The sequence below is a fragment of the Leisingera sp. ABM4_060 genome (genome assembly GCF_056158765.1).
This window is the reverse complement of sequence record NZ_JBSWTX010000001.1, coordinates 3,031,111-3,049,575: the sequence shown is the minus strand read 5'-3', so window position 1 is coordinate 3,049,575 and position 18,465 is coordinate 3,031,111. Positions and strand designations below refer to the sequence as shown.

Sequence of the window (18,465 nt, the reverse complement as noted above, 5' to 3'; positions counted from 1 at the left end):
TCCGGCGGCGCTTTTCTTTTGCCTGCCCGGCAGGCTCACCTCTGGTTTGGCATATGGCTGCCGCGCCCCTCGGGCGTCAGGTCGAACAGGTTCCACAGCGGCCACAGCGCGTCTACGTGGCGGGGCTGCCAGGGGCTGGGCTCAAAGAACATCTCCGACCCCCAGAAATGACGGATGCCATCGCTGTCCCGGGTAAAGACATGCAGCATCGGCAGCTGAGCGCCGGTTTCATTCTCGGCCAGGTAATCCTGCTGATAGCTTGTGTCTGCCGCAGAATAGAGCGGCAGTGCCTGCCAGCCCAATTCGTCCTGCAACGCCGCCAGCCGCTCTGGCGCAGACTGGGCCACCACCGCAAAGCCCATGCGCTCCTGCACATGGGCGACCTGCCCGCGCCAGCCGTCCAGAAAGGCAGAACACATCGGGCAGGCGGATTTGGCATCCGGGCCGTACATCAGCGAATAGATGGCCAGAGTTCTGTGGCCGCCGAACAGCTCCCGCATGGACACCTCATCCCCGCCGGTGCTGCGAAAGCTGTAGTCTTGCGCAACCAGCCCGCCCTCCGGCAGGGCGCGGCGCAGGGCGGCGACCTCTTCGGTCTGCGCCCTCAGCGCAAGCTCGGCTTTCAGCAGCTCATTGCGGGCAGCCCGGTAGGCCGCGCTTTCATTGGGGAGGCTTACAGGCATGGTTCACCCTCTCTGGCTGGCAAGATTTATATTTAACAATATTGTTAAATAATGAGCCGCCCTGTCAAGTACCGGGGCTGCCAAAGGCAAGCGGTTTCCATTTGTCTCGCATTGTCCGGGTTATTGCTTTGCGGAATCGGGGCCGGAACGCATATACCTGAATGCACGGTCAGGACGGCCAAGACACAGATTTTCATACGCGTGTGGTGGATATGGAGCACGCGGGGTGGAAGGGAAGGTCTTGTTTGTCCGCAAGACCTTCCCTTTTTCAATTCATATGCAGCGGGCTTAGAACAGCCCCAGCACCGCACCGGCCGCGGCGCAGGCCAGCGTCGCATAGCCGCCGTCGATCAGCGTCAGTTTCACCGGCCGCATCCCATACATGTTGTTCAGCGCGATCCAGGGGCTGATGAAGAACAGCCCGACACCGGCGCCGCCGACCAGGCCTGCGCCAAAGGAATCGATGCCCGACAGGGTGAACACATGGCGCATCATGCCAGCGACGATCAGCTGGAGCACAAAGGCCATGGCAAAGATTGCCGGGCTCTGGCCGCCCTTCGGCTTGCCGTCCTCACCGCATTCCACGCCCGAGGCCTCAACCCAGGGTTTGGCCAAAGCGCCGTAATAGACCGCGCCCAGCACAAAGGCTGCCGCCGCCGCTGCAATCACACTGACAAGTTCCATGATGCTCTCCCTGACTGTCCTGCCTATGGAGAGCAGAGTGGCAGATCAGCCGGGATCTGTCTCCCCCAGCGCGCAGATGGCGGCCCATTCGGACTCGCTCACCGGCTGCACCGACAGGCGGGAGTTCTTGACCAGCACCATCTCCTCCAACCTCGGATCGGTCTTGATTTGGTCCAGGCTCACCGGCTTGGAAAAGGCGCGCACCGCCTTGATGTCGACGCAGTCCCAGCGCTCATCAACCGTGGTGCTGTCGGGATGCGCCTCGGCGCAGACCTCGACGATGCCGACCACGGATTTCTCTTTCTGCGAATGATAGAAGAACCCGCGGTCGCCGATTTTCATCTCGCGCATGAAGTTGCGCGCCTGATAATTGCGCACGCCGTCCCATTCCTCACCCGCGTCTCCCTTGGAGACCTGATTGTCCCAGCTCCAGGTGGAGGGTTCGGATTTGAACAGCCAGTAACGCATCAGCCGATGACTTTCTTCCAGGTGATCAATTCGACAGCCTCGAACAGGCCTGCCTTGTTGTAGGGGTCACTGTCCGCCCAGGCCTGGCCGGCTGCCATGTCCTCGACGTCCAGAATAACCAGGGATCCGGCCATATTGCCATCCTGATCCAACAGCGGCCCGGCCTGCGCCACAACACCGGTGTCGTTGATATAGGCCAGATGGGCGTCGCGGTTGTCCAGCCGGGTCTGCAGGTGGCCGGGTTTGTCGCGGGCAATCAATGCGATGAGCATTTTATTCCTCTTTTAATGGTCTTTTAAGCAAATGTGCCGCTGCCTCGCTGATCGTCAAGCGCTGATCGAGCAAATTGGTTACCGTGAGCGTGATCGGCATGTCCAATCCCATCCGCTGGGCCTGCGCTGCCACCGCCCGCGCGGTGGCGGCACCTTCCACCGTGATGCTGGAATCAAACTCTTCGTCCCGGCCGATGGACAGGCCCAGCCGGTAGTTGCGCGACAGGTCCGAACTGCAAGTGAGCGTCAGGTCGCCAAAGCCGGAAAGGCCCGCCAGCGTTTCTGCCTTGGCGCCGCAGGCCAGCGCCATGCGCTGCATCTCGGCGTAGCCGCGGGTCATCAGGGCGGCCCGCGCGCTGTCGCCAAGCCCCGCCCCGATGACCGCACCGCAGGCAATTGCCATGACGTTCTTCAGGGCGCCGCCGATCTCGGCGCCGGCGGTGTCCGTCGTGCGGTAAAGGCGCAGGTTGGCGGTGGTCAGCTGCTCCTGCAGGTCCTTGCCCAGTTCCGCATCCTCGCAAGCAAGGGTCAGCGCGGTTGGCAGGCCGCGGGCAATATCGGCGGCAAAGCTTGGGCCGGTCAGCAGGGCGGCGCTTGCATCTGGCAGGACTTCCTGAATGACCGCAACCGGGCCCAGGCCGGAGTCCAGCTCGATCCCTTTGCAGCAGGCAACCAGTGTCTTGCCGGTGAAGAGATCACGATGCGCTTCCAGCACCCCGCGCAGTGTCTGCATCGGCACCGCCAGCAGCAGCACCTCCGCGGCGCAGGCCTGCGCAATATCCGCGGTAACGGCCAGGTTCTCCGGCAGCACCACGCCGGGCAGGCGGGTGCCGTTGCGGCGGCTGTCCTGCATCAACTGCGCCTTCATGGGGTTGCGCGCCCACAAGGTCACCGGCCCGTTGCCAGCCAGTGAAATTGCCAAAGCGGTGCCGAACGCACCCGATCCCAGAACGGAAATGCTCATGCCTTGGCTCCTTTGCGGCCGGATCCAATCAGCGCCGGACTGCTTTGGTCCAGCGGCCAGCGCGGGCGGGCGGTCAGGTCCAGCCCGTCGCGGGCGCCCGCCTTGAACCGCTCAAGGCCGGCATAGGCAATCATCGCCGCATTATCCGTGCACAGCCGCAATGGCGGCGCGGTGAAGGCGGCGCCGGCCTCGGCGCAAACAGTCTCTAACGCGGCACGAATGGCGGTATTTGCCGCCACACCGCCAGCCACGGCAACGGTTGGCTGCGCAGGGCTCTCTTCCAGATAGAGGCGGATCGCACGGCGGGTTTTCTCCGCCAGCGTATCCACCACCGCGGCCTGAAACCCGGCACACAGATCGGCGCGGTCCTGACGCGTCAGCCCGCCTTTCTCCGCCACGATCTGATCCCGCATCCGCATCAGCGCGGTCTTCAGCCCCGAAAACGACAGGTTGCAGTCCGGCCGGTCCAGCAGCGGCCGCGGGAAGCGGTAGCGTTTGGGGTCGCCGTTCCCGGCCTCCATCTGCACCGACGGACCGCCGGGCTGCGGCAGCCCCAACAGGCGCGCGGTCTTGTCAAAGGCCTCGCCGGGCGCGTCATCAATAGTGCCGCCCAGGCGGGTGAAATCCTCGGGCCCGCGTACCAGCAGGTATTGGCAATGGCCACCAGAGACCAGCAGCATCAGATAGGGATAGGCGATGCCATCTGTCAGCCGCGGGGTCAGCGCATGGCCCGCCAGATGGTTCACCCCCACCAGCGGCAGGCCGGTGGCAGCCGCGATCCCCTTGGCGCACATCACGCCGGACATTACCCCGCCGATCAGGCCGGGGCCGGCGGTAACGGCCACTGCATCCATATCCTGCAGGCTCAGCCCGGCCTCGGCCAGCGCGTCGCGGACGCAGGTGTCCAGTTTCTCGGCATGGGCGCGCGCCGCAATCTCCGGCACCACGCCGCCAAAGGCGCTGTGCAGCTCGGTCTGGCCGAACACGATGGAGGACAGAACTTCGGGCCGCGCCCCATCTGCCTGCCGCACCACGGCGGCGGCGGTGTCGTCGCAGCTGCTCTCCAGCCCCAGAATGGTCAGGGTCTTTGTCATGGCCTTACCGTTGCATCGAATTGCCGCCGGGGCTACCACCTAAGCTGCCTGCAAACAATCCCGGGAGCCCTGCGATGGTCCCTTTGCTGATGACACGCCCGCTTGCGGCGGCAGAGCGGTTCGCGGCCGGGCTGCCGGATGCGGCGCGCGCCGGGCTGCAGGTGATCTACGCGCCGCTGATCGAAATCCGCCCGGCAAATGCGCCGGTTCCGCTGGGGGATGCCGGGGCGGTTATCTTCACCTCAGCCAACGGGGTGGAGGCCGCTTCACGTGAAACCTCCCTCCGCCTGCCTGCCTATTGCGTGGGAGAGCGCACGGCGCGGGCGGCTGAGAAGACGGGCTGGCAGGCGTCCTGTGCGGGCACATGCGCGGATGAGCTGGTTGCGGACCTGTTGCAGCAGCGCCCTGAGGGGCCGTTGCTGCACCTTCGTGGAACCCATGCGCGCGGGGAGATCGCGCAGCGGCTTTCGGACGCCGGGCTGCCGTGCCGCGAGCAGGTGGTCTATGATCAGGTGCTTCTGCCGCTCACCGGTGAGGCCGAGGCCGTGCTAGCTGCGCAAAAGGATGTGATCGTGCCGCTTTTCTCTCCCAGAACTGCGCGCCATTTTGCCAATCTGTGCGGGGATGCCGCGAATTTGCATCTGATTGCGCTGAGCCCGGCGGTGGCGGAGCCATTGAAAGGCTTGAATTGCAAGACGTTGCGCGTAAGTAGGGCTCCGGATGCCAAGGCGATGGGCGAGGCCGTCCTTGATGCCGCAGCGCAGCTGTCCCGGCTTGAGGGCGGGGATTGCGCAGAGTAGTGTCCAGCGTGTTCGCGAGAATGTATTTTTTAGGAATTGAGGGGGGAGGCCGGCGTGGCTGACAAGAAAACTCCGGAAGACGTGATTGAGCCAGGCCCCGGCGAGACCCAGCCGGTTGAAGAAGCTGCGGAGACTTCGGAACAGGACGTGAGCACGGACACCGCCGAAGAGGCAGTTGACGCTTCCGGCGATTCCGGGTCCCCGGTTTCCGAGACCGAGACCGAGACCGAGACCGAGACCGAGACCGAGACCGAGACCGAGACCGAGACCGAGACCGAGACCGAGACCGAGACCGAGACCGAGACCGAGACCGAGACCGAGACCGAGACCGAGACCGAGACCGAAGAAACCGCCGCTGAGGATGCGGCGGTTGAAGAGGCGCTTGCAGATCCGGTTGAAACAGCCGCCGCTGCCGAGCCTGTGCGCGAGGTGGAGCGGGTTGTCGAGAAACGCGGCGGATTCGGCGCTGCGGTTCTGGGCGGCGCTGTGGCGGCGGTGATCGGCTTTGTGGCCGGTCAGGGCGGCTGGCTCGATTCAGTTTTGCCCGCTTCGCTGAAAGGCAGCAGCGCGGATGTTGCCGCGCTTGAAACAGGCCAGTCCGATCTGGAGGCTGCGGTTGCGGCGCTGAAACAGCAGGTTGAGGCCAATCAGGCGCCGGACCTCGCACCGATCGAAACCCGGATCAGCGAATTGGCTGCTGAGATCGAACCCTTGAAATCCGCGCAGGCCCCGGACGCGGCGCAGCGTTCAGATCTGGATGCCCTGGCGGCCCGGGTTGCCGGGCTGGAAACCCGCCCGCTGGAAGGCGCCTCGCCGGAGGCAGTTGCCGCGTTTGAAACCGAACTGGCCAAGCTGCAGGACAGCCTGGCGGCGCAGCGCTCGGAAGTCGAGCAGATGCTGGCCGAAGCCCAGGCGATGGATGCCGCCAGCGCCGAGGCCGCGCGCATTGCCAGCGCCCAGACCCAGCTGGCGCAGCTGCGCTCTGCCCTGGACAGCGGCAACAGCTATGCCGCCAATGCGCAGGAACTGGCGGGCCTTGGCGTTGCGCTGCCCGCAGCCCTGTCCGGCCCGGCCGAAAGCGGTGTCGCGACCCTGTCCGCGCTGCGCGACGGCTTTGCCCCGGCGGCGCGCGAGGCGCTGGCCTCTGCCCGCGCGGAAACCAAGGACGGCGGCAGCCTGCTGGATTATGTGAACCGCCATCTGGGCGCCCGCTCGGTCGAGCCGCGCGAGGGCGATGACCCGGATGCTGTCCTGTCACGGGCCGAAGCGGCGGTGGCCGCAGGCAAGGTACAGGATGCGCTGGATGAGATTGCGGCGCTGCCCGAGGCGGCCCGCGCGGCCCTGTCCAGCTGGGAAGCCGCCGCAAATGCACGGGTGGCAGCGGTGGCTGCCGCTGCCGATCTGGCCCAAAGCCTGCAAGCCAAATAAGGAAGCCGCCATGCTCTGGTCATTGTTGAAGATCCTCGTCTTTTTTGCGGCCGTCGCGCTTTTGGCTTTTGGCGCCGGGCTGCTGATGGAAACTGCCGGCGGGGTGCAGATCACCGTTGCCGGCACCGAATACACGCTTGGCCCGCTGCAATCGGTCCTGGCGCTGGGCGTGCTGGTGGCTGCCGTCTGGGTGTTTTTCAAGCTGCTGGCCCTGCTGGCCGCCACCTGGCATTTCCTGAACGGCGATGAGACCGCCTTGTCCCGCTATTGGGACAAGGGGCGCGAGCGCAAAGGCTATCAGGCGCTGGCCGACGGGCTGATGGCGCTGGCCTCGGGCGAGGGCCGCCTGGCGCTGGCCAAGGCGGCGCGGGCCGAGAAATATCTGCAAAAGCCCGAGCTGACCGACCTGCTGGTGGCCCAGGCCGCCGAGATGAGCGGCGACACCCATAAGGCGGCCGAAGCCTACAAGCGTCTGCTGTCGGGCCAGACCACCCGCTTTGTCGGGGTGCGCGGGATCATGAAGCAGAAGCTGTCGGAGGGTGACACCGACACCGCCCGGCAGCTGGCCGAAAAGGCGCTGGCGCTGCGGCCCAAGCATGAGGAAGTGCAGGACACTCTGCTGCGCTTGCAGGCCCAGGCCGAGGATTGGGCAGGCGCACGCAAGACGCTGTCGACCAAGCTCAAGACCGGCACCCTGCCGCGCGATGTGTTCAAACGCCGCGACGCGGTGCTGGCGCTGTCCTCCTCCAAGGGGCTGCTGGATGAAAACGCAACGGTCGAACAGCAGGAGCAGGCCATCGAGGCCAACCGCCTGTCGCCGGACCTGGTGCCCGCCGCGGCGATGGCGGCGCGCGCCTATATCGCCAAGGGCAAGAAGCGCCCGGCGGTGCGCCTTCTGAAAAAGACCTGGGAAAGCCAGCCGCATCCCGATCTGGCGCATGCCTTTGCCGAGGTTGAGCCGGAGGAGAGCGCGGCAGAGCGGGTCAAGCGGTTTGACCAGCTGGCCCGCCTGAAGCCGCAGGATGACGAGACCCGCTTGGTGATGGCAGAGCTGAACATTGTGGCCGAGGACTTCCCCGAGGCGCGCCGCTGGCTGGGGGATCTGGCCGAGCGCGCGCCGGATGCCCGGGCGCTGACGCTGATGGCCGCGGTGGAGCGCGGCGAGGGCGCCGGCGACAAGGTGGTGCAGGGCTGGCTGGCCAAGGCGCTGACCGCGCCGCGCGGGCCGCAGTGGGTGTGCGATAGCTGCAACCATATCCACGCGGACTGGGCACCGGTCTGCGAGCATTGCACCAGCTTTGACACCCTGTCCTGGAAGCGCCCGGAAACGCCGGAAGTGGCCAGTGTTGCGGCCGCCCACATGCTGCCGTTGATCACCGGCGCGCTGGAGGACAAGGCTGCGGACACCGCGGAAGAGGCGGAGATACTGGAAGCTGGCGAAGAGACCGGCGCCGAGCCGCAGGACGCGGTCAAAGCGGCGGGCTGAACCGCGGAAAAATCGATCAACAAAGCGGCGGGAGTTTCCCGCCGTTTTTTATGGGGCAGCCGCGGCGCAAATGCGGAAGGGCACCGATGCAGGCGCGGCTTTTTCGATGCTTTGGGGGGGATGGTGCCCAGGAGAGGACTCGAACCTCCACGTCCATGCGGACACTAGCACCTGAAGCTAGCGCGTCTACCAATTCCGCCACCTGGGCCGGTGTCGTGAGCAGGGCGTATAAGGCGGTTTGCAAGGGGCGTCAAACAGAAATCCGCTGCGGTGCCGCCTGAACTGCGGCCTGCGGTTCAGACCCGGGTGAGGAAGTTCATTTTGGCTGCCACATATTCCAGGAAACCGGCCCATGCGACCTGTGTGGCGCTGTCCCAGTCCGGCCCCAGGGTTTCGGCCAGGGCGCCAGTGAAACTGGTGATGAAGCCGTTGAAATGGCTGTCCGAAACCTCCAGCCGGCGGTGCTTGTTCCCCTGGTCCAGCAGCAGCGCGTCCAGCCGTTCGGAATCATCCAGCGCTTCGGCGATATGGGTGAGCGATGCCAGCAGCTTGTCCTCCTGCTGGGTCATGTCGTCGGAAAACAGATCCCGGATGTCCGGGCAGGCCGCAAAGAACTTTTGGTAGAAGACCGGCACAAAGGCCTCAAGATCCATCCGCTCGCTCTCGATGCTTTGCCGGATCAAAGCCTTGTCCTGTTCGCTCACCATAAAACCGACCTCCTGCATCACTCGGAAAACGCGCATTCTGTGTGTATCAATTTTCCTTACCGCGACAAGGCTGAAGGCGGGGTTAACCAATTCCGGCAATTCAGCGGGCCCTGTTAACGGGAGCTGCAAATTCCACGGCCATTGTGGCGAAAAGCCCGTGTTTTGCGCCTTGTTTGGCGGCCGTTGCGGCGCTAGAGCATAAGGGCAGCTAAATTCAGGAGCCAAATGATGTCCAGACTGGTCACGATCTATGGCGGATCCGGTTTTGTGGGCCGTTACATCGCCCGGCGCATGGCCAAGGAAGGCTGGCGGGTGCGGGTTGCGGTGCGCCGTCCCAACGAAGCCATGCATGTGAAGCCCTACGGCGTGCCGGGCCAGGTTGAGCCGGTGTTCTGCAATGTCCGCGACGATGCCTCGGTGGCGGCGGTGATGCAGGGGGCGGATGCGGTGGTAAACTGCGTCGGCGTGCTGAACGAGCTGGGCAAGAACACATTTGGCGCCATCCATGCCGAGGGCGCGGGCCGGATTGCCCGCATCGCCGCGCAGCAGGGTGTTGCCAGCCTGGTGCATATTTCCGCCATCGGCGCCTCGGCAGAGGCTGCCAGCGAATACGCCCGCACCAAGGCCGCGGGCGAGGCGGCCGTGCGGCAGCATTTCCCGGCTGCGGTGATCCTGCGACCGTCGGTGATCTTTGGGCCCGAGGATGGTTTCTTCAACCGCTTTGCCGGCATGGCCACCCTGTCGCCGCTGCTGCCGATTGCGGCGGGCGGCACCCTGTTCCAGCCGGTGTTTGCCGATGATGTGGCCAAGGCCGCGGTCAAGGGCGTGCTGGGCGAGGCTGAGGGCGGCATCTATGAGCTGGGCGGGCCGGAGGTGAAGAGCTTCCGCGCGCTGATGGCGCAGATGCTGGAGGTGATCCACCGCCGCCGCCTGATCCTGTCGCTGCCGCGGCCGGTTGCCCACCTGGTGGCCTTCGGTTTTGACGTGCTGCAGTTTGCCAGCTTCCAGCTGATCGAAAACAAGATCCTGACCCGCGACCAGCTGTGCAGCCTGAAATCGGACAATGTGGTCTCGGACGGGGCCAAGGGGTTTGATGATCTGGGCATCAGCCCGGTGACGGCTGGCTCGGTGCTGCCGGATTACCTGTGGAAGTTCCGCCCCTCCGGCCAGTATGACGAGATGACCGGTTCGGCCCGCAATCTGCGCAAGAACGGCGCCTGATCCGCAAGCCGGACTGAATTGTTGAAAGCGCGGGGGGCGCCTCCGCGCTTTTTGTTTGCTTAGCTGTAGGCCACCGCCAGCAGGATCACGCCCAGGATCACCCGGTAGATCACGTAAGGCGTGAAGCTGACCGAGCGCAGCAGCCGCATCATCAGGCTGAGTGCGGCCAGGGCCGATAGCATCGCCAGCGCGGCGGCAATGGCGGCGTCGCGCATCAGGGCGGTGTTGGCCTCCAGCACCACCTCGGCCCCCAGGAGCACGCCGGAGGCGATGATGGTCGGGATCGACATCAGCATGGCAATGCGGGCGCCGTCCTCGCGGGTGTAGCCCAGCTGGCGGGCGCCGGTGATGGTGATGCCTGAGCGCGAGGTGCCGGGGATCAGCGCCAGCATCTGCCACAGCCCCATGATCAGCGCATCGCGCGGGCCCCAATCCTGTGCTGCCTTGACCTCGGCGCCTTTCTGGTCGGCCCAATAGAGCAGCAGGCCAAAGCCCAGCATGGTCCAGCCGATCACCGCCATCGACCGCAAGGCATCGCTGAGGCCGGTGAAATGCAGTGCGGCGCCAGCCAGCACGGTGGGGATGGTGGCGATGATCAGCCCCATGGCGAGCCGCGACCCAGGCGTGTCGGTGCGGCCGGTGAGCGCCCGCGGCAGGCCCGCCAGCCCGTCGCGCACATCGCTCCAGAAATAGATCATCACGGCGGCCAGGGTGCCGACATGCACGGCGACGTCGATCACCTGGCCCTGGTCCTTGAGACCGGTCAACCCGGGCAGCAGAATCAGGTGGCCGGAGGAGGAAACGGGCAGGAATTCGGTAACACCCTGGATCAGCGCAACCAGGATCAATTGAAAAAGCGGCATAAAACGAAGGTCCCATGGTGGCCGCGGATGGGCCGTAAACTGTCGCGACTCTGTATAAATCCCGGTCCCGAATTGGAAAGTCCGTATTTGAGACCGATTCGGACCTAAAAATCCTGTACATTTCCGCCAAACACGCTATCAGAAATCAAGCGCTGGCAAAATAGGTCAGCACAGTTGACATAAAACGTGCCCGTACCTGCAAAGGTGCCTGCGCAGCCAGACAAACGATGGAGTCCAGCCCGTGGCCAAGCAACCGATGCTGAAATTCGTGCAGATCGAACGCGACATGCCTCAAAAGCGTGACGCAAGTGTACGCAAGGAAGACTTCAACGAGATTTACGCGGAGTACGCTGCCGCCAAGGCCGAGGAGCAGGCCAGCCGCTGCAGCCAGTGCGGTGTGCCCTATTGCCAAAGCCACTGCCCGCTGCACAACAATATCCCCGACTGGCTGCGGCTGACTGCCACCGGGCGTTTGGAAGAGGCCTATGCCACCAGCCAGGCCACCAATACCTTCCCGGAGATCTGCGGCCGCATCTGCCCGCAGGACCGCCTGTGCGAAGGCAACTGCGTGATCGAGCAGTCGGGCCACGGTACCGTGACCATCGGCTCGGTCGAGAAATACATCACCGACACCGCCTGGGAAAACGGCTGGGTGAAACCGGCCGCACCGCTGGCCGAACGCAGCGAAAGCGTTGGCATCATCGGTGCCGGCCCCGGCGGGCTGGCGGCGGCGGACATGCTGCGCAAGGCCGGTGTGCAGGTCACCGTCTATGACCGCTATGACCGCGCCGGCGGGCTGCTGATGTACGGTATCCCCAGCTTTAAGCTGGAAAAGGACGTGGTCGAGCGCCGCAACAAGCTGCTGGCCGACGGCGGCGTGACGTTCAAGCTGAACTGCAACGTGGGCGAGGACATTTCCTTTGAAGAGATCCGCGGCAAGCATGACGCGGTGATCATCGCCACCGGCGTTTATAAATCGCGCGATCTGGCGATGCCGGGCAGCGGCTCGGAGGGCATCGTCAAGGCGATCGATTTCCTGTGCGCGTCGAACAAGAAGAGCTTTGGCGATGAGGTTGCCGAGTTCGACAATGGCGACCTGAATGCCGAGGGCAAGAAGATTGTGGTGATCGGCGGCGGCGACACTGCGATGGACTGCGTGCGCACCTCGATTCGCCAGGGCGCGACTTCGGTCAAATGCCTTTACCGCCGCGACCGGGCCAATATGCCGGGCTCGCAGCGCGAGACCCAGAACGCCGAGGAAGAAGGCGTGGTCTTTGAATGGCTGTCGGCGCCCAAGGGCTTTACCGATGAGGGCGGCAAGGTTGCTGGCGTGATGGTGCAGAAGATGCGGCTGGGCCAGCCGGATGCCTCGGGCCGCCAGGCACCGGAAGTGATTGAAGGCGCGGATTACGTGGAAGAGGCCGATCTGGTGATCAAAGCCCTGGGCTTTGAGCCGGAAGAACTGCCCGTGCTGTGGAACCAGCCGGAGCTGCCGGTGACCCGCTGGGGCACCGTGAAGGCCGCGTTCAAGACCGGCGCTACCGAGCTGGACGGCGTCTATGCGGTGGGCGACATCGTGCGCGGCGCTTCGCTGGTGGTTTGGGCGATCAAGGACGGCCGCGACTGCGCCGAGGCGATCCTGGAGCGGTTCAACAGCAAGGCCGCGGTGGCCGCGGAATAAGGCGGCACCCCCCGTACACCGGTTGTGCACCCCCTGTGCACTGCCTGTGCACCGGCGCGGCAGAGAGTTAGCGCAGCAAGGTCAGCAATGCTGACCAAGCCAGCAGAAGGAAGACGGACATGAGTGAGTTGAAGGGACAATGCCTGTGCGGCGCGGTGACCGTCACCGCCACGCCTGCGCGCGCCTCCGTCTCGGCCTGCCACTGCGAAATGTGCCAGCGCTGGGGCAGCGGCCCCTATCTGAGTTTTCAGGCTGAATCCGGTTATGCCGCATTGGGGCCGGTGCAGACCTATCAATCCTCAAGCTGGGCTGAGCGAGCGTTTTGCGGCCAATGCGGATCGTCGCTGTGGTACCGGGTGACCTCGGGCGAGCATAAGGGCCAGACGCAGATGTCGGCCGGCCTGTTCGAAAACGCCGGCGGCAACGCGCTGGGGCTGGAGATCTATGTCGACAAGAAGCCTGCGGGCTATGCCTTTGACAGCAGCTGCCGCAAGCTGACCGGGGCGGAGGTGATCGAAATGTTCACCCAGACCAGCAAGGAGGAGGCGTGAGGCCCCGGGCCCCGCGCTGATTGCCATGCGGCTGAAGCTACGCAAATCCCTCCGCCAGGCCATGTTCCGCCTGAGATCGCAGCGTCTGCACAGCGATGCGGCGCTGGAGATCCGTGCGCTGCAAGGCCGCGGCGACGGCGGGATGATCGTGTTCACCAGCTACAACGCCAATGCCGCCAAGCGCGGGCTGATGGAATTTGCCCGCAGCGCCTCGGACGGCGGTGCGCGGCATTGCATCTTTGTCACCGACCGCCGCCAGGGCTGGTTCCAGGGCGAAGGGCTGGCTGCGGCGCTGCTGCAGACCGTTGCGGCATATGTGCAGCGCCACGGGCTGCGCCGGCTGATGACCGTGGGCGTGTCGATGGGCGGCTACGGGGCGCTGTCCTTTGCCGCCGGCCTGGGCGCAGGCCGCGCGCTGGCGCTGGCGCCGCAATTCTGCCCGCGCCCGGAGACCTTCCCGGAAGACCAGCGCTGGATCGCGGCGCGGCGCCGGATCGAACACTTCACCCGCCCGCCGCTGGATCAGGCGATGGGCGGCGATACCCGCTATACCCTGCTGCACGGGCGCCGCAATCCCGAGGATGCGCGGCACTGGCAGGCCTTCCCGCAAGGTCCCGGAATTGATCACTACCTGGCCGACCGCGGCACCCACGATGTCATTGACCCGCTGCGCGAGGCAGGGGCGCTGTACCCGGTGATCGAAGCCGTCTGGCAGGACGACCGGGACCAGGTGAACACACTAATGCAACGGATCCGCGCGGTGCCCCGCGCCTGGGGCGAGCGCGCCCTGGATCCGACCAGTCAACCGGCCGCAGCTGTCAGCTACGCCACCAGTTAATCGGAGAACGTCATGACCAAATTTGATGCCGCATGGGTCAAGGCTGAGGAAGCCAAGCGCAAGTTTATGGCCGAAAACGGTCTCTATTCCGAGGAAGAAGAGCATTCTTCCTGCGGTGTGGGCCTGGTTGTTTCGGTGGATGGCAAGGCCAGCCGCAAGGTGGTTGAGGCCGGGATCGACGCGCTGAAGGCGATCTGGCACCGCGGCGCGGTGGACGCTGACGGCAAGACCGGTGACGGTGCGGGCATTCATGTGCAGATCCCGGTGCCGTTCTTTTATGACCAGATCCGCCGCACCGGCCACGAGCCGCGCCAGGATCAGCTGATGGCGGTGGGCCAGGTGTTCCTGCCGCGCACCGACTTTGGCGCGCAGGAGACCTGCCGGACCATCGTCGAGACTGAAATCCTGCGGATGGGCTATTTCATCTACGGCTGGCGCCATGTGCCGGTGGATGTGTCCTGCCTGGGCGAGAAGGCCAACGCGACCCGGCCTGAGATTGAGCAGATCCTGATCTCCAACTCCAAGGGGGTGGACGAGGAAACCTTTGAGCGCGAGCTCTATGTGATCCGCCGCCGGATCGAGAAGGCCGCTGCTGCGGCCGGCATTGGCGGGCTGTATCTGGCGTCGCTGTCCTGCCGTTCGATCATCTACAAGGGGATGATGCTGGCCGAGCAGGTTGCGGTGTTCTACCCGGACCTGATGGATGAGCGTTTTGCCTCTGCCTTTGCGATCTACCACCAGCGCTATTCCACCAACACCTTCCCGCAGTGGTGGCTGGCGCAGCCGTTCCGGATGCTGGCGCATAACGGCGAGATCAACACGCTGAAGGGTAACGTCAACTGGATGAAGAGCCATGAAATCCGCATGGCGTCGGCGACCTTTGGCGACCATGCTGAGGACATCAAGCCGATCATCGCAGGCGGCGCATCCGACTCCGCGGCGCTGGACGGCGTGTTTGAGGTTCTGGTGCGCGCGGGCCGCTCGGCGCCGATGGCAAAAACCATGCTGGTGCCGGAAAGCTGGTCCAAGCAGGCGGTGGAGCTGCCGCAGGCCTGGCGCGACATGTATTCCTACTGCAACTCGGTGATGGAGCCCTGGGACGGCCCGGCCGCGCTGGCAATGACCGACGGCCGCTGGGTCTGCGCGGGCCTGGACCGCAACGGCCTGCGCCCGATGCGTTACGTGGTGACCGGCGACGGGCTGGTGATTGCCGGTTCCGAGGCGGGCATGGTGCCGATCGACGAGGCATCGGTGGTGGAGAAGGGCGCGCTGGGCCCAGGCCAGATGCTGGCCGTCGATATGCAGAAGGGCAAGCTCTACAACGATACCCAGATCAAGGACAAACTGTCCCGTGCGCTGCCGTTCGGCGACTGGGTCAAGCGGATCAACGATCTGGACGCAACGCTGGCCAGCGCCACCGAGCAGCCGCTGTTCAGCGGCGAGGAACTGCGCCGCCGCCAGATCGCGGCCGGCTATTCGATCGAGGAGCTGGAGCAGATCCTGGCGCCGATGGCCGAGGACGGCAAGGAATTGCTGGCCTCGATGGGCGATGACACCCCGTCGGCGGTGCTGTCCAAGATGTACCGCCCGCTGAGCCATTTCTTCCGCCAGAACTTCAGCCAGGTGACCAACCCGCCGATCGACTCTTTGCGCGAATTCCGGGTGATGTCGCTGAAGACCCGGTTCGGCAACCTGAAGAACGTGCTGGACGAGGACAGCAGCCAGACCGAGATCATCGTGCTGGAAAGCCCGTTTGTCGGCAACGCCCAGTGGGACATGCTGATGGATCAGCTGAACGCGCCGCTGGCCGAGATCGACTGTACATTCGAGCCGGGCCAGGGCGCGCTTAGCGCGGCGCTGGCACGGGTCCGGGCCGAGGCCGAAGAGGCGGTGCGTTCCGGTGCCGGCCACATCGCGCTGACCGACCAGCATTCCGGGGCGGGCCGGGTGGCGATGCCGATGATCCTGGCCACCTCTGCCGTGCATTCGCATCTGACCCGCAAGGGGCTGCGCACCTTCTGCTCGCTGAACGTGCGTTCCGCCGAATGCATCGACCCGCATTACTTTGCGGTGCTGATCGGCTGCGGCGCCACCGTGGTAAACGCCTATCTGGCCGAGGATTTGCTGGCCGACCGCATCGAGCGCGGCCTGCTGGATGGCAGCCTGACCGAAAACGTGGCGCGCTACCGCGAAGCCATCGACCAGGGCCTGCTCAAGATCATGGCCAAGATGGGGATCTCGGTGGTCTCCTCCTACCGCGGCGGGCTGAACTTTGAGGCCGTGGGCCTCAGCCGTGCCATGTGTGCCGAGTATTTCCCGGGCATGACCAGCCGCATTTCCGGCATCGGTGTGACCGGTATCCAGACCAAGGCGGAGGAGGTCCACGCCAAGGCCTGGAACACCACCGAGAACGTGCTGCCGATCGGCGGTTTCTACAAGGCGCGCAAGTCGGGTGAGACCCACGCCTGGGAAGCCACCAGCATGCATATGATGCAAATGGCCTGCAACAGAGCCTCATTCGAGCTGTGGAAGCAGTATTCGGCCAAGATGCAGTCGAACCCGCCGATCCACCTGCGCGACCTGTTGCAGATCAAGCCGCTGGGCAAGGCGGTGCCGATTGAAGAGGTCGAATTGATCACCTCGATCCGCAAACGGTTCGTGACCCCGGGCATGTCGCTGGGCGCGCTGAGCCCCGAGGCGCATAAGACGCTGAACGTGGCGATGAACCGGATCGGCGCCAAGTCGGATTCCGGCGAGGGCGGTGAAGATCCGGCGCATTTCGTGCCGGAACCCAATGGCGACAACCCCTCGGCCAAGATCAAGCAGGTGGCCTCGGGCCGGTTCGGCGTCACCGCTGAATACCTGAACCAGTGCGAGGAGCTGGAGATCAAGGTGGCCCAGGGCGCCAAGCCGGGTGAGGGCGGCCAGCTGCCGGGGATGAAGGTCACCGACCTGATTGCCCGCCTGCGCCATTCGACCAAGGGCGTGACCCTGATCTCGCCGCCGCCGCACCACGACATCTACTCGATCGAGGATCTGGCGCAGCTGATCTATGACCTGAAGCAGATCAACCCGCGCTGCAAGGTGACGGTGAAGCTGGTGGCGTCTTCGGGCGTTGGCACCATCGCGGCTGGCGTTGCCAAGGCAAAGGCGGACGTGATCCTGGTGTCCGGCCACAACGGCGGCACTGGCGCGTCGCCTGCGACCTCGATCAAATATGCGGGCCTGCCGTGGGAGATGGGCCTCACCGAGGCGCATCAGGTGCTGGCGATGAACAACCTGCGCGACCGGGTGACGCTGCGCACCGACGGCGGCCTGCGCACCGGCCGCGACATCGTGATGGCGGCGATGCTGGGGGCCGAGGAATACGGTATCGGCACCGCGGCCCTGATCGCGATGGGCTGCATCATGGTGCGCCAGTGCCAGTCGAACACCTGCCCGGTGGGCGTCTGTACCCAAGACGAGAGCTTGCGCGCCAAATTCACCGGCAACGCCGACAAGGTGGTGAACCTGATCACCTTCTACGCCCAGGAAGTGCGCGAAATCCTCGCCTCCATCGGCGCCCGCAGCTTGGACGAGGTGATCGGCCGGGCCGACCTGCTGGCGCAGGTGTCGCGCGGCTCGGCGCATCTGGATGACCTGGACCTCAACCCGCTGCTGATCACCGTCGATGGCGCCGCGGACATCGTTTACGACCGCGAGCGCGCCCGCAACGAGGTGCCGGACACGCTGGATGCGGAGATCGTGCGCGATGCCGCCCGCTTCCTGCAGGACGGCGAGAAGATGCAGCTGTCTTATGCGATCCAGAACACCCACCGCACCGTGGGCACCCGCACCTCCAGCCATATCGTGCGCAATTTCGGCATGCGGAATTCGTTCCAGCCGGACCACCTGACGGTGAAGCTGCAAGGTTCCGCCGGCCAGGCGCTGGGCGCCTTTGCGGCACCGGGGCTGAAACTGGAGGTGTCGGGCGATGCCAACGATTATGTCGGCAAGGGGCTGTCAGGGGGCACCATCGTGGTGCGTCCGCCGCAGGTGAGCCCGTTGACCGCCTCGGAAAACACCATCATCGGCAATACTGTTCTGTACGGTGCCACCGATGGCTACCTGTTTGCCGCGGGCCGCGCGGGCGAGCGTTTTGCGGTCCGCAACTCCGGCGCCAAGGTGGTGATCGAGGGCTGCGGTGCTTGCGGCTGCGAGTATATGACCGGCGGTGTGGCGGTGATCCTGGGGTCGATCGGCGCAAACTTTGGCGCGGGCATGACCGGCGGCATGGCCTATCTCTATGATCCGGAGCGCAAGGCCGAGACCGTGATGAACATGGAATCACTGGTGACCTGCCCGGTGACCGTGGCCCATTGGGAGGCGGAGCTGAAAGGCCTGATCGCCCGCCATCTGAACGAGACCGGCAGCCGCAAGGCGGCGGACATCCTGCAGAACTGGGACGTGGAAAAGGCGAACTTCCTGCAGGTCTGCCCGAAGGAGATGCTCGACAAGCTGGCACATCCGGTGATGCAGGAGCAGGCCGCCGTTCCCGCCGAATAAGCCTGGTTAGAGACTAAAAACAAGCCCCGCAGCTGCCAGTTGCGGGGCTTTTTGCTGCCCGGCGGCAGGGGCGCTGAGGATTCGGTCTTCTTCTGGCCCGAAAAATCCCGGGGGAGCGGCCCAACGGGCCGCGGGGGCAGCGCCCCCTGGCTGTGCCGTCCCGCCGCCTCCCCGGCAGCG

General features: G+C 65.0%; 16 protein-coding genes and 1 tRNA gene. 8 read left to right on the top strand and 9 right to left on the bottom strand.

Features of this window, described 5'->3' with window-relative positions; all coding sequences use genetic code 11:
• Nucleotides 1–35: 35 nt before the first annotated feature.
• The 6 genes from ACXAEH_RS14560 to tsaD all read right to left on the bottom strand — a co-directional run bounded on the left by ACXAEH_RS14560 (nt 36) and on the right by tsaD (nt 4,165).
• Entirely contained in the window at nt 36–683 is a 648-nt protein-coding gene (locus tag ACXAEH_RS14560) for a DUF899 family protein (RefSeq protein WP_475033779.1), read from the bottom strand.
• 288 nt (nt 684–971) lie between these two features.
• The gene (locus ACXAEH_RS14555; RefSeq protein WP_475033777.1) at nt 972–1,367 is read right to left on the bottom strand and encodes a DUF1761 domain-containing protein; all 396 of its coding nucleotides are present in this window, start codon (nt 1,365–1,367) and stop codon (nt 972–974) included.
• Between the two features lie 45 nt (nt 1,368–1,412).
• Nucleotides 1,413–1,835: an EVE domain-containing protein gene (locus ACXAEH_RS14550; RefSeq protein ID WP_475033776.1), complete on the bottom strand. Its 423-nt coding sequence runs from the start codon at nt 1,833–1,835 to the stop codon at nt 1,413–1,415.
• The gene (locus ACXAEH_RS14545; protein WP_475033774.1) at nt 1,835–2,107 is read right to left on the bottom strand and encodes a YciI family protein; all 273 of its coding nucleotides are present in this window, start codon (nt 2,105–2,107) and stop codon (nt 1,835–1,837) included. The genes ACXAEH_RS14550 and ACXAEH_RS14545 overlap by 1 nt, the downstream gene beginning before the upstream one ends.
• A 1-nt stretch (nt 2,108) precedes the next feature.
• Entirely contained in the window at nt 2,109–3,071 is a 963-nt protein-coding gene (locus ACXAEH_RS14540; protein WP_475033772.1) for an NAD(P)H-dependent glycerol-3-phosphate dehydrogenase, read from the bottom strand.
• Nucleotides 3,068–4,165: a tRNA (adenosine(37)-N6)-threonylcarbamoyltransferase complex transferase subunit TsaD gene (gene tsaD, locus ACXAEH_RS14535; RefSeq protein WP_475033770.1), complete on the bottom strand. Its 1,098-nt coding sequence runs from the start codon at nt 4,163–4,165 to the stop codon at nt 3,068–3,070. The genes ACXAEH_RS14540 and tsaD overlap by 4 nt, the downstream gene beginning before the upstream one ends.
• A gap of 89 nt (nt 4,166–4,254) precedes the next feature.
• Between tsaD and ACXAEH_RS14530 the strand changes: the two genes are divergently transcribed.
• From ACXAEH_RS14530 to ACXAEH_RS14520, 3 genes are read left to right on the top strand one after another with little or no spacing between them, the layout of a single operon-like run.
• Complete coding sequence (locus ACXAEH_RS14530; RefSeq protein WP_475033768.1) at nt 4,255–4,965, top strand: uroporphyrinogen-III synthase; 711 nt, start codon at nt 4,255–4,257, stop codon at nt 4,963–4,965.
• Nucleotides 4,966–5,019: 54 nt separating this feature from the next.
• On the top strand, nt 5,020–6,393 hold the full coding sequence (locus ACXAEH_RS14525) for a COG4223 family protein (protein WP_475033766.1): 1,374 nt from the start codon (nt 5,020–5,022) through the stop codon (nt 6,391–6,393).
• A gap of 10 nt (nt 6,394–6,403) precedes the next feature.
• The gene (locus ACXAEH_RS14520) at nt 6,404–7,879 is read left to right on the top strand and encodes a heme biosynthesis HemY N-terminal domain-containing protein (protein WP_475033764.1); all 1,476 of its coding nucleotides are present in this window, start codon (nt 6,404–6,406) and stop codon (nt 7,877–7,879) included.
• A gap of 121 nt (nt 7,880–8,000) precedes the next feature.
• Here the strand turns inward: ACXAEH_RS14520 and ACXAEH_RS14515 are convergent.
• Together ACXAEH_RS14515 and ACXAEH_RS14510 are read right to left on the bottom strand one after the other, a co-directional pair.
• Nucleotides 8,001–8,087: transfer RNA gene (locus ACXAEH_RS14515), tRNA-Leu, on the bottom strand.
• Between the two features lie 88 nt (nt 8,088–8,175).
• Nucleotides 8,176–8,586 (bottom strand): globin domain-containing protein, encoded by a 411-nt coding sequence (locus ACXAEH_RS14510; RefSeq protein WP_475033762.1) that lies wholly within the window; start codon nt 8,584–8,586, stop codon nt 8,176–8,178.
• A gap of 228 nt (nt 8,587–8,814) precedes the next feature.
• Here ACXAEH_RS14510 and ACXAEH_RS14505 point away from each other — a divergent pair, with 228 nt between their 5' ends.
• Nucleotides 8,815–9,807: a complex I NDUFA9 subunit family protein gene (locus ACXAEH_RS14505; RefSeq protein ID WP_475033761.1), complete on the top strand. Its 993-nt coding sequence runs from the start codon at nt 8,815–8,817 to the stop codon at nt 9,805–9,807.
• Between the two features lie 59 nt (nt 9,808–9,866).
• Here ACXAEH_RS14505 and ACXAEH_RS14500 read toward each other — a convergent pair whose 3' ends face one another.
• On the bottom strand, nt 9,867–10,670 hold the full coding sequence (locus tag ACXAEH_RS14500; RefSeq protein ID WP_475033759.1) for an undecaprenyl-diphosphate phosphatase: 804 nt from the start codon (nt 10,668–10,670) through the stop codon (nt 9,867–9,869).
• A 241-nt stretch (nt 10,671–10,911) separates the two neighbouring features.
• Between ACXAEH_RS14500 and ACXAEH_RS14495 the strand changes: the two genes are divergently transcribed.
• From ACXAEH_RS14495 to gltB, 4 genes are all read left to right on the top strand, one after another.
• Nucleotides 10,912–12,351, top strand: coding sequence for an NAD(P)-dependent oxidoreductase (locus tag ACXAEH_RS14495; protein WP_475033758.1), 1,440 nt, complete (start codon nt 10,912–10,914; stop codon nt 12,349–12,351).
• 119 nt (nt 12,352–12,470) lie between these two features.
• Entirely contained in the window at nt 12,471–12,902 is a 432-nt protein-coding gene (locus ACXAEH_RS14490) for a GFA family protein (RefSeq protein ID WP_475033756.1), read from the top strand.
• Between the two features lie 61 nt (nt 12,903–12,963).
• The gene (locus tag ACXAEH_RS14485; protein ID WP_475033754.1) at nt 12,964–13,740 is read left to right on the top strand and encodes a hypothetical protein; all 777 of its coding nucleotides are present in this window, start codon (nt 12,964–12,966) and stop codon (nt 13,738–13,740) included.
• Between the two features lie 12 nt (nt 13,741–13,752).
• Entirely contained in the window at nt 13,753–18,285 is a 4,533-nt protein-coding gene (gene gltB / locus ACXAEH_RS14480; protein WP_475033752.1) for a glutamate synthase large subunit, read from the top strand.
• Nucleotides 18,286–18,465: the final 180 nt, after the last annotated feature.

Bases quoted from the DNA above. Each gene is read 5' to 3' on its own strand.
- ACXAEH_RS14555 (WP_475033777.1), bottom strand. From the start codon at position 1,367: ATGGAACTTGTCAGTGTGATTGCAGCGGCGGCGGCAGCCTTTGTGCTG.
- ACXAEH_RS14550 (WP_475033776.1), bottom strand. From the start codon at position 1,835: ATGCGTTACTGGCTGTTCAAATCCGAACCCTCCACCTGGAGCTGGGAC.
- ACXAEH_RS14545 (WP_475033774.1), bottom strand. From the start codon at position 2,107: ATGCTCATCGCATTGATTGCCCGCGACAAACCCGGCCACCTGCAGACC.
- ACXAEH_RS14500 (WP_475033759.1), bottom strand. From the start codon at position 10,670: ATGCCGCTTTTTCAATTGATCCTGGTTGCGCTGATCCAGGGTGTTACC.
- ACXAEH_RS14485 (WP_475033754.1), top strand. From the start codon at position 12,964: ATGTTCCGCCTGAGATCGCAGCGTCTGCACAGCGATGCGGCGCTGGAG.
- gltB (WP_475033752.1), top strand. From the start codon at position 13,753: ATGACCAAATTTGATGCCGCATGGGTCAAGGCTGAGGAAGCCAAGCGC.
- ACXAEH_RS14505 (WP_475033761.1), top strand. From the start codon at position 8,815: ATGTCCAGACTGGTCACGATCTATGGCGGATCCGGTTTTGTGGGCCGT.
- tsaD (WP_475033770.1), bottom strand. From the start codon at position 4,165: ATGACAAAGACCCTGACCATTCTGGGGCTGGAGAGCAGCTGCGACGAC.
- ACXAEH_RS14510 (WP_475033762.1), bottom strand. From the start codon at position 8,586: ATGGTGAGCGAACAGGACAAGGCTTTGATCCGGCAAAGCATCGAGAGC.
- ACXAEH_RS14560 (WP_475033779.1), bottom strand. From the start codon at position 683: ATGCCTGTAAGCCTCCCCAATGAAAGCGCGGCCTACCGGGCTGCCCGC.
- ACXAEH_RS14530 (WP_475033768.1), top strand. From the start codon at position 4,255: ATGACACGCCCGCTTGCGGCGGCAGAGCGGTTCGCGGCCGGGCTGCCG.
- ACXAEH_RS14490 (WP_475033756.1), top strand. From the start codon at position 12,471: ATGAGTGAGTTGAAGGGACAATGCCTGTGCGGCGCGGTGACCGTCACC.
- ACXAEH_RS14520 (WP_475033764.1), top strand. From the start codon at position 6,404: ATGCTCTGGTCATTGTTGAAGATCCTCGTCTTTTTTGCGGCCGTCGCG.
- ACXAEH_RS14540 (WP_475033772.1), bottom strand. From the start codon at position 3,071: ATGAGCATTTCCGTTCTGGGATCGGGTGCGTTCGGCACCGCTTTGGCA.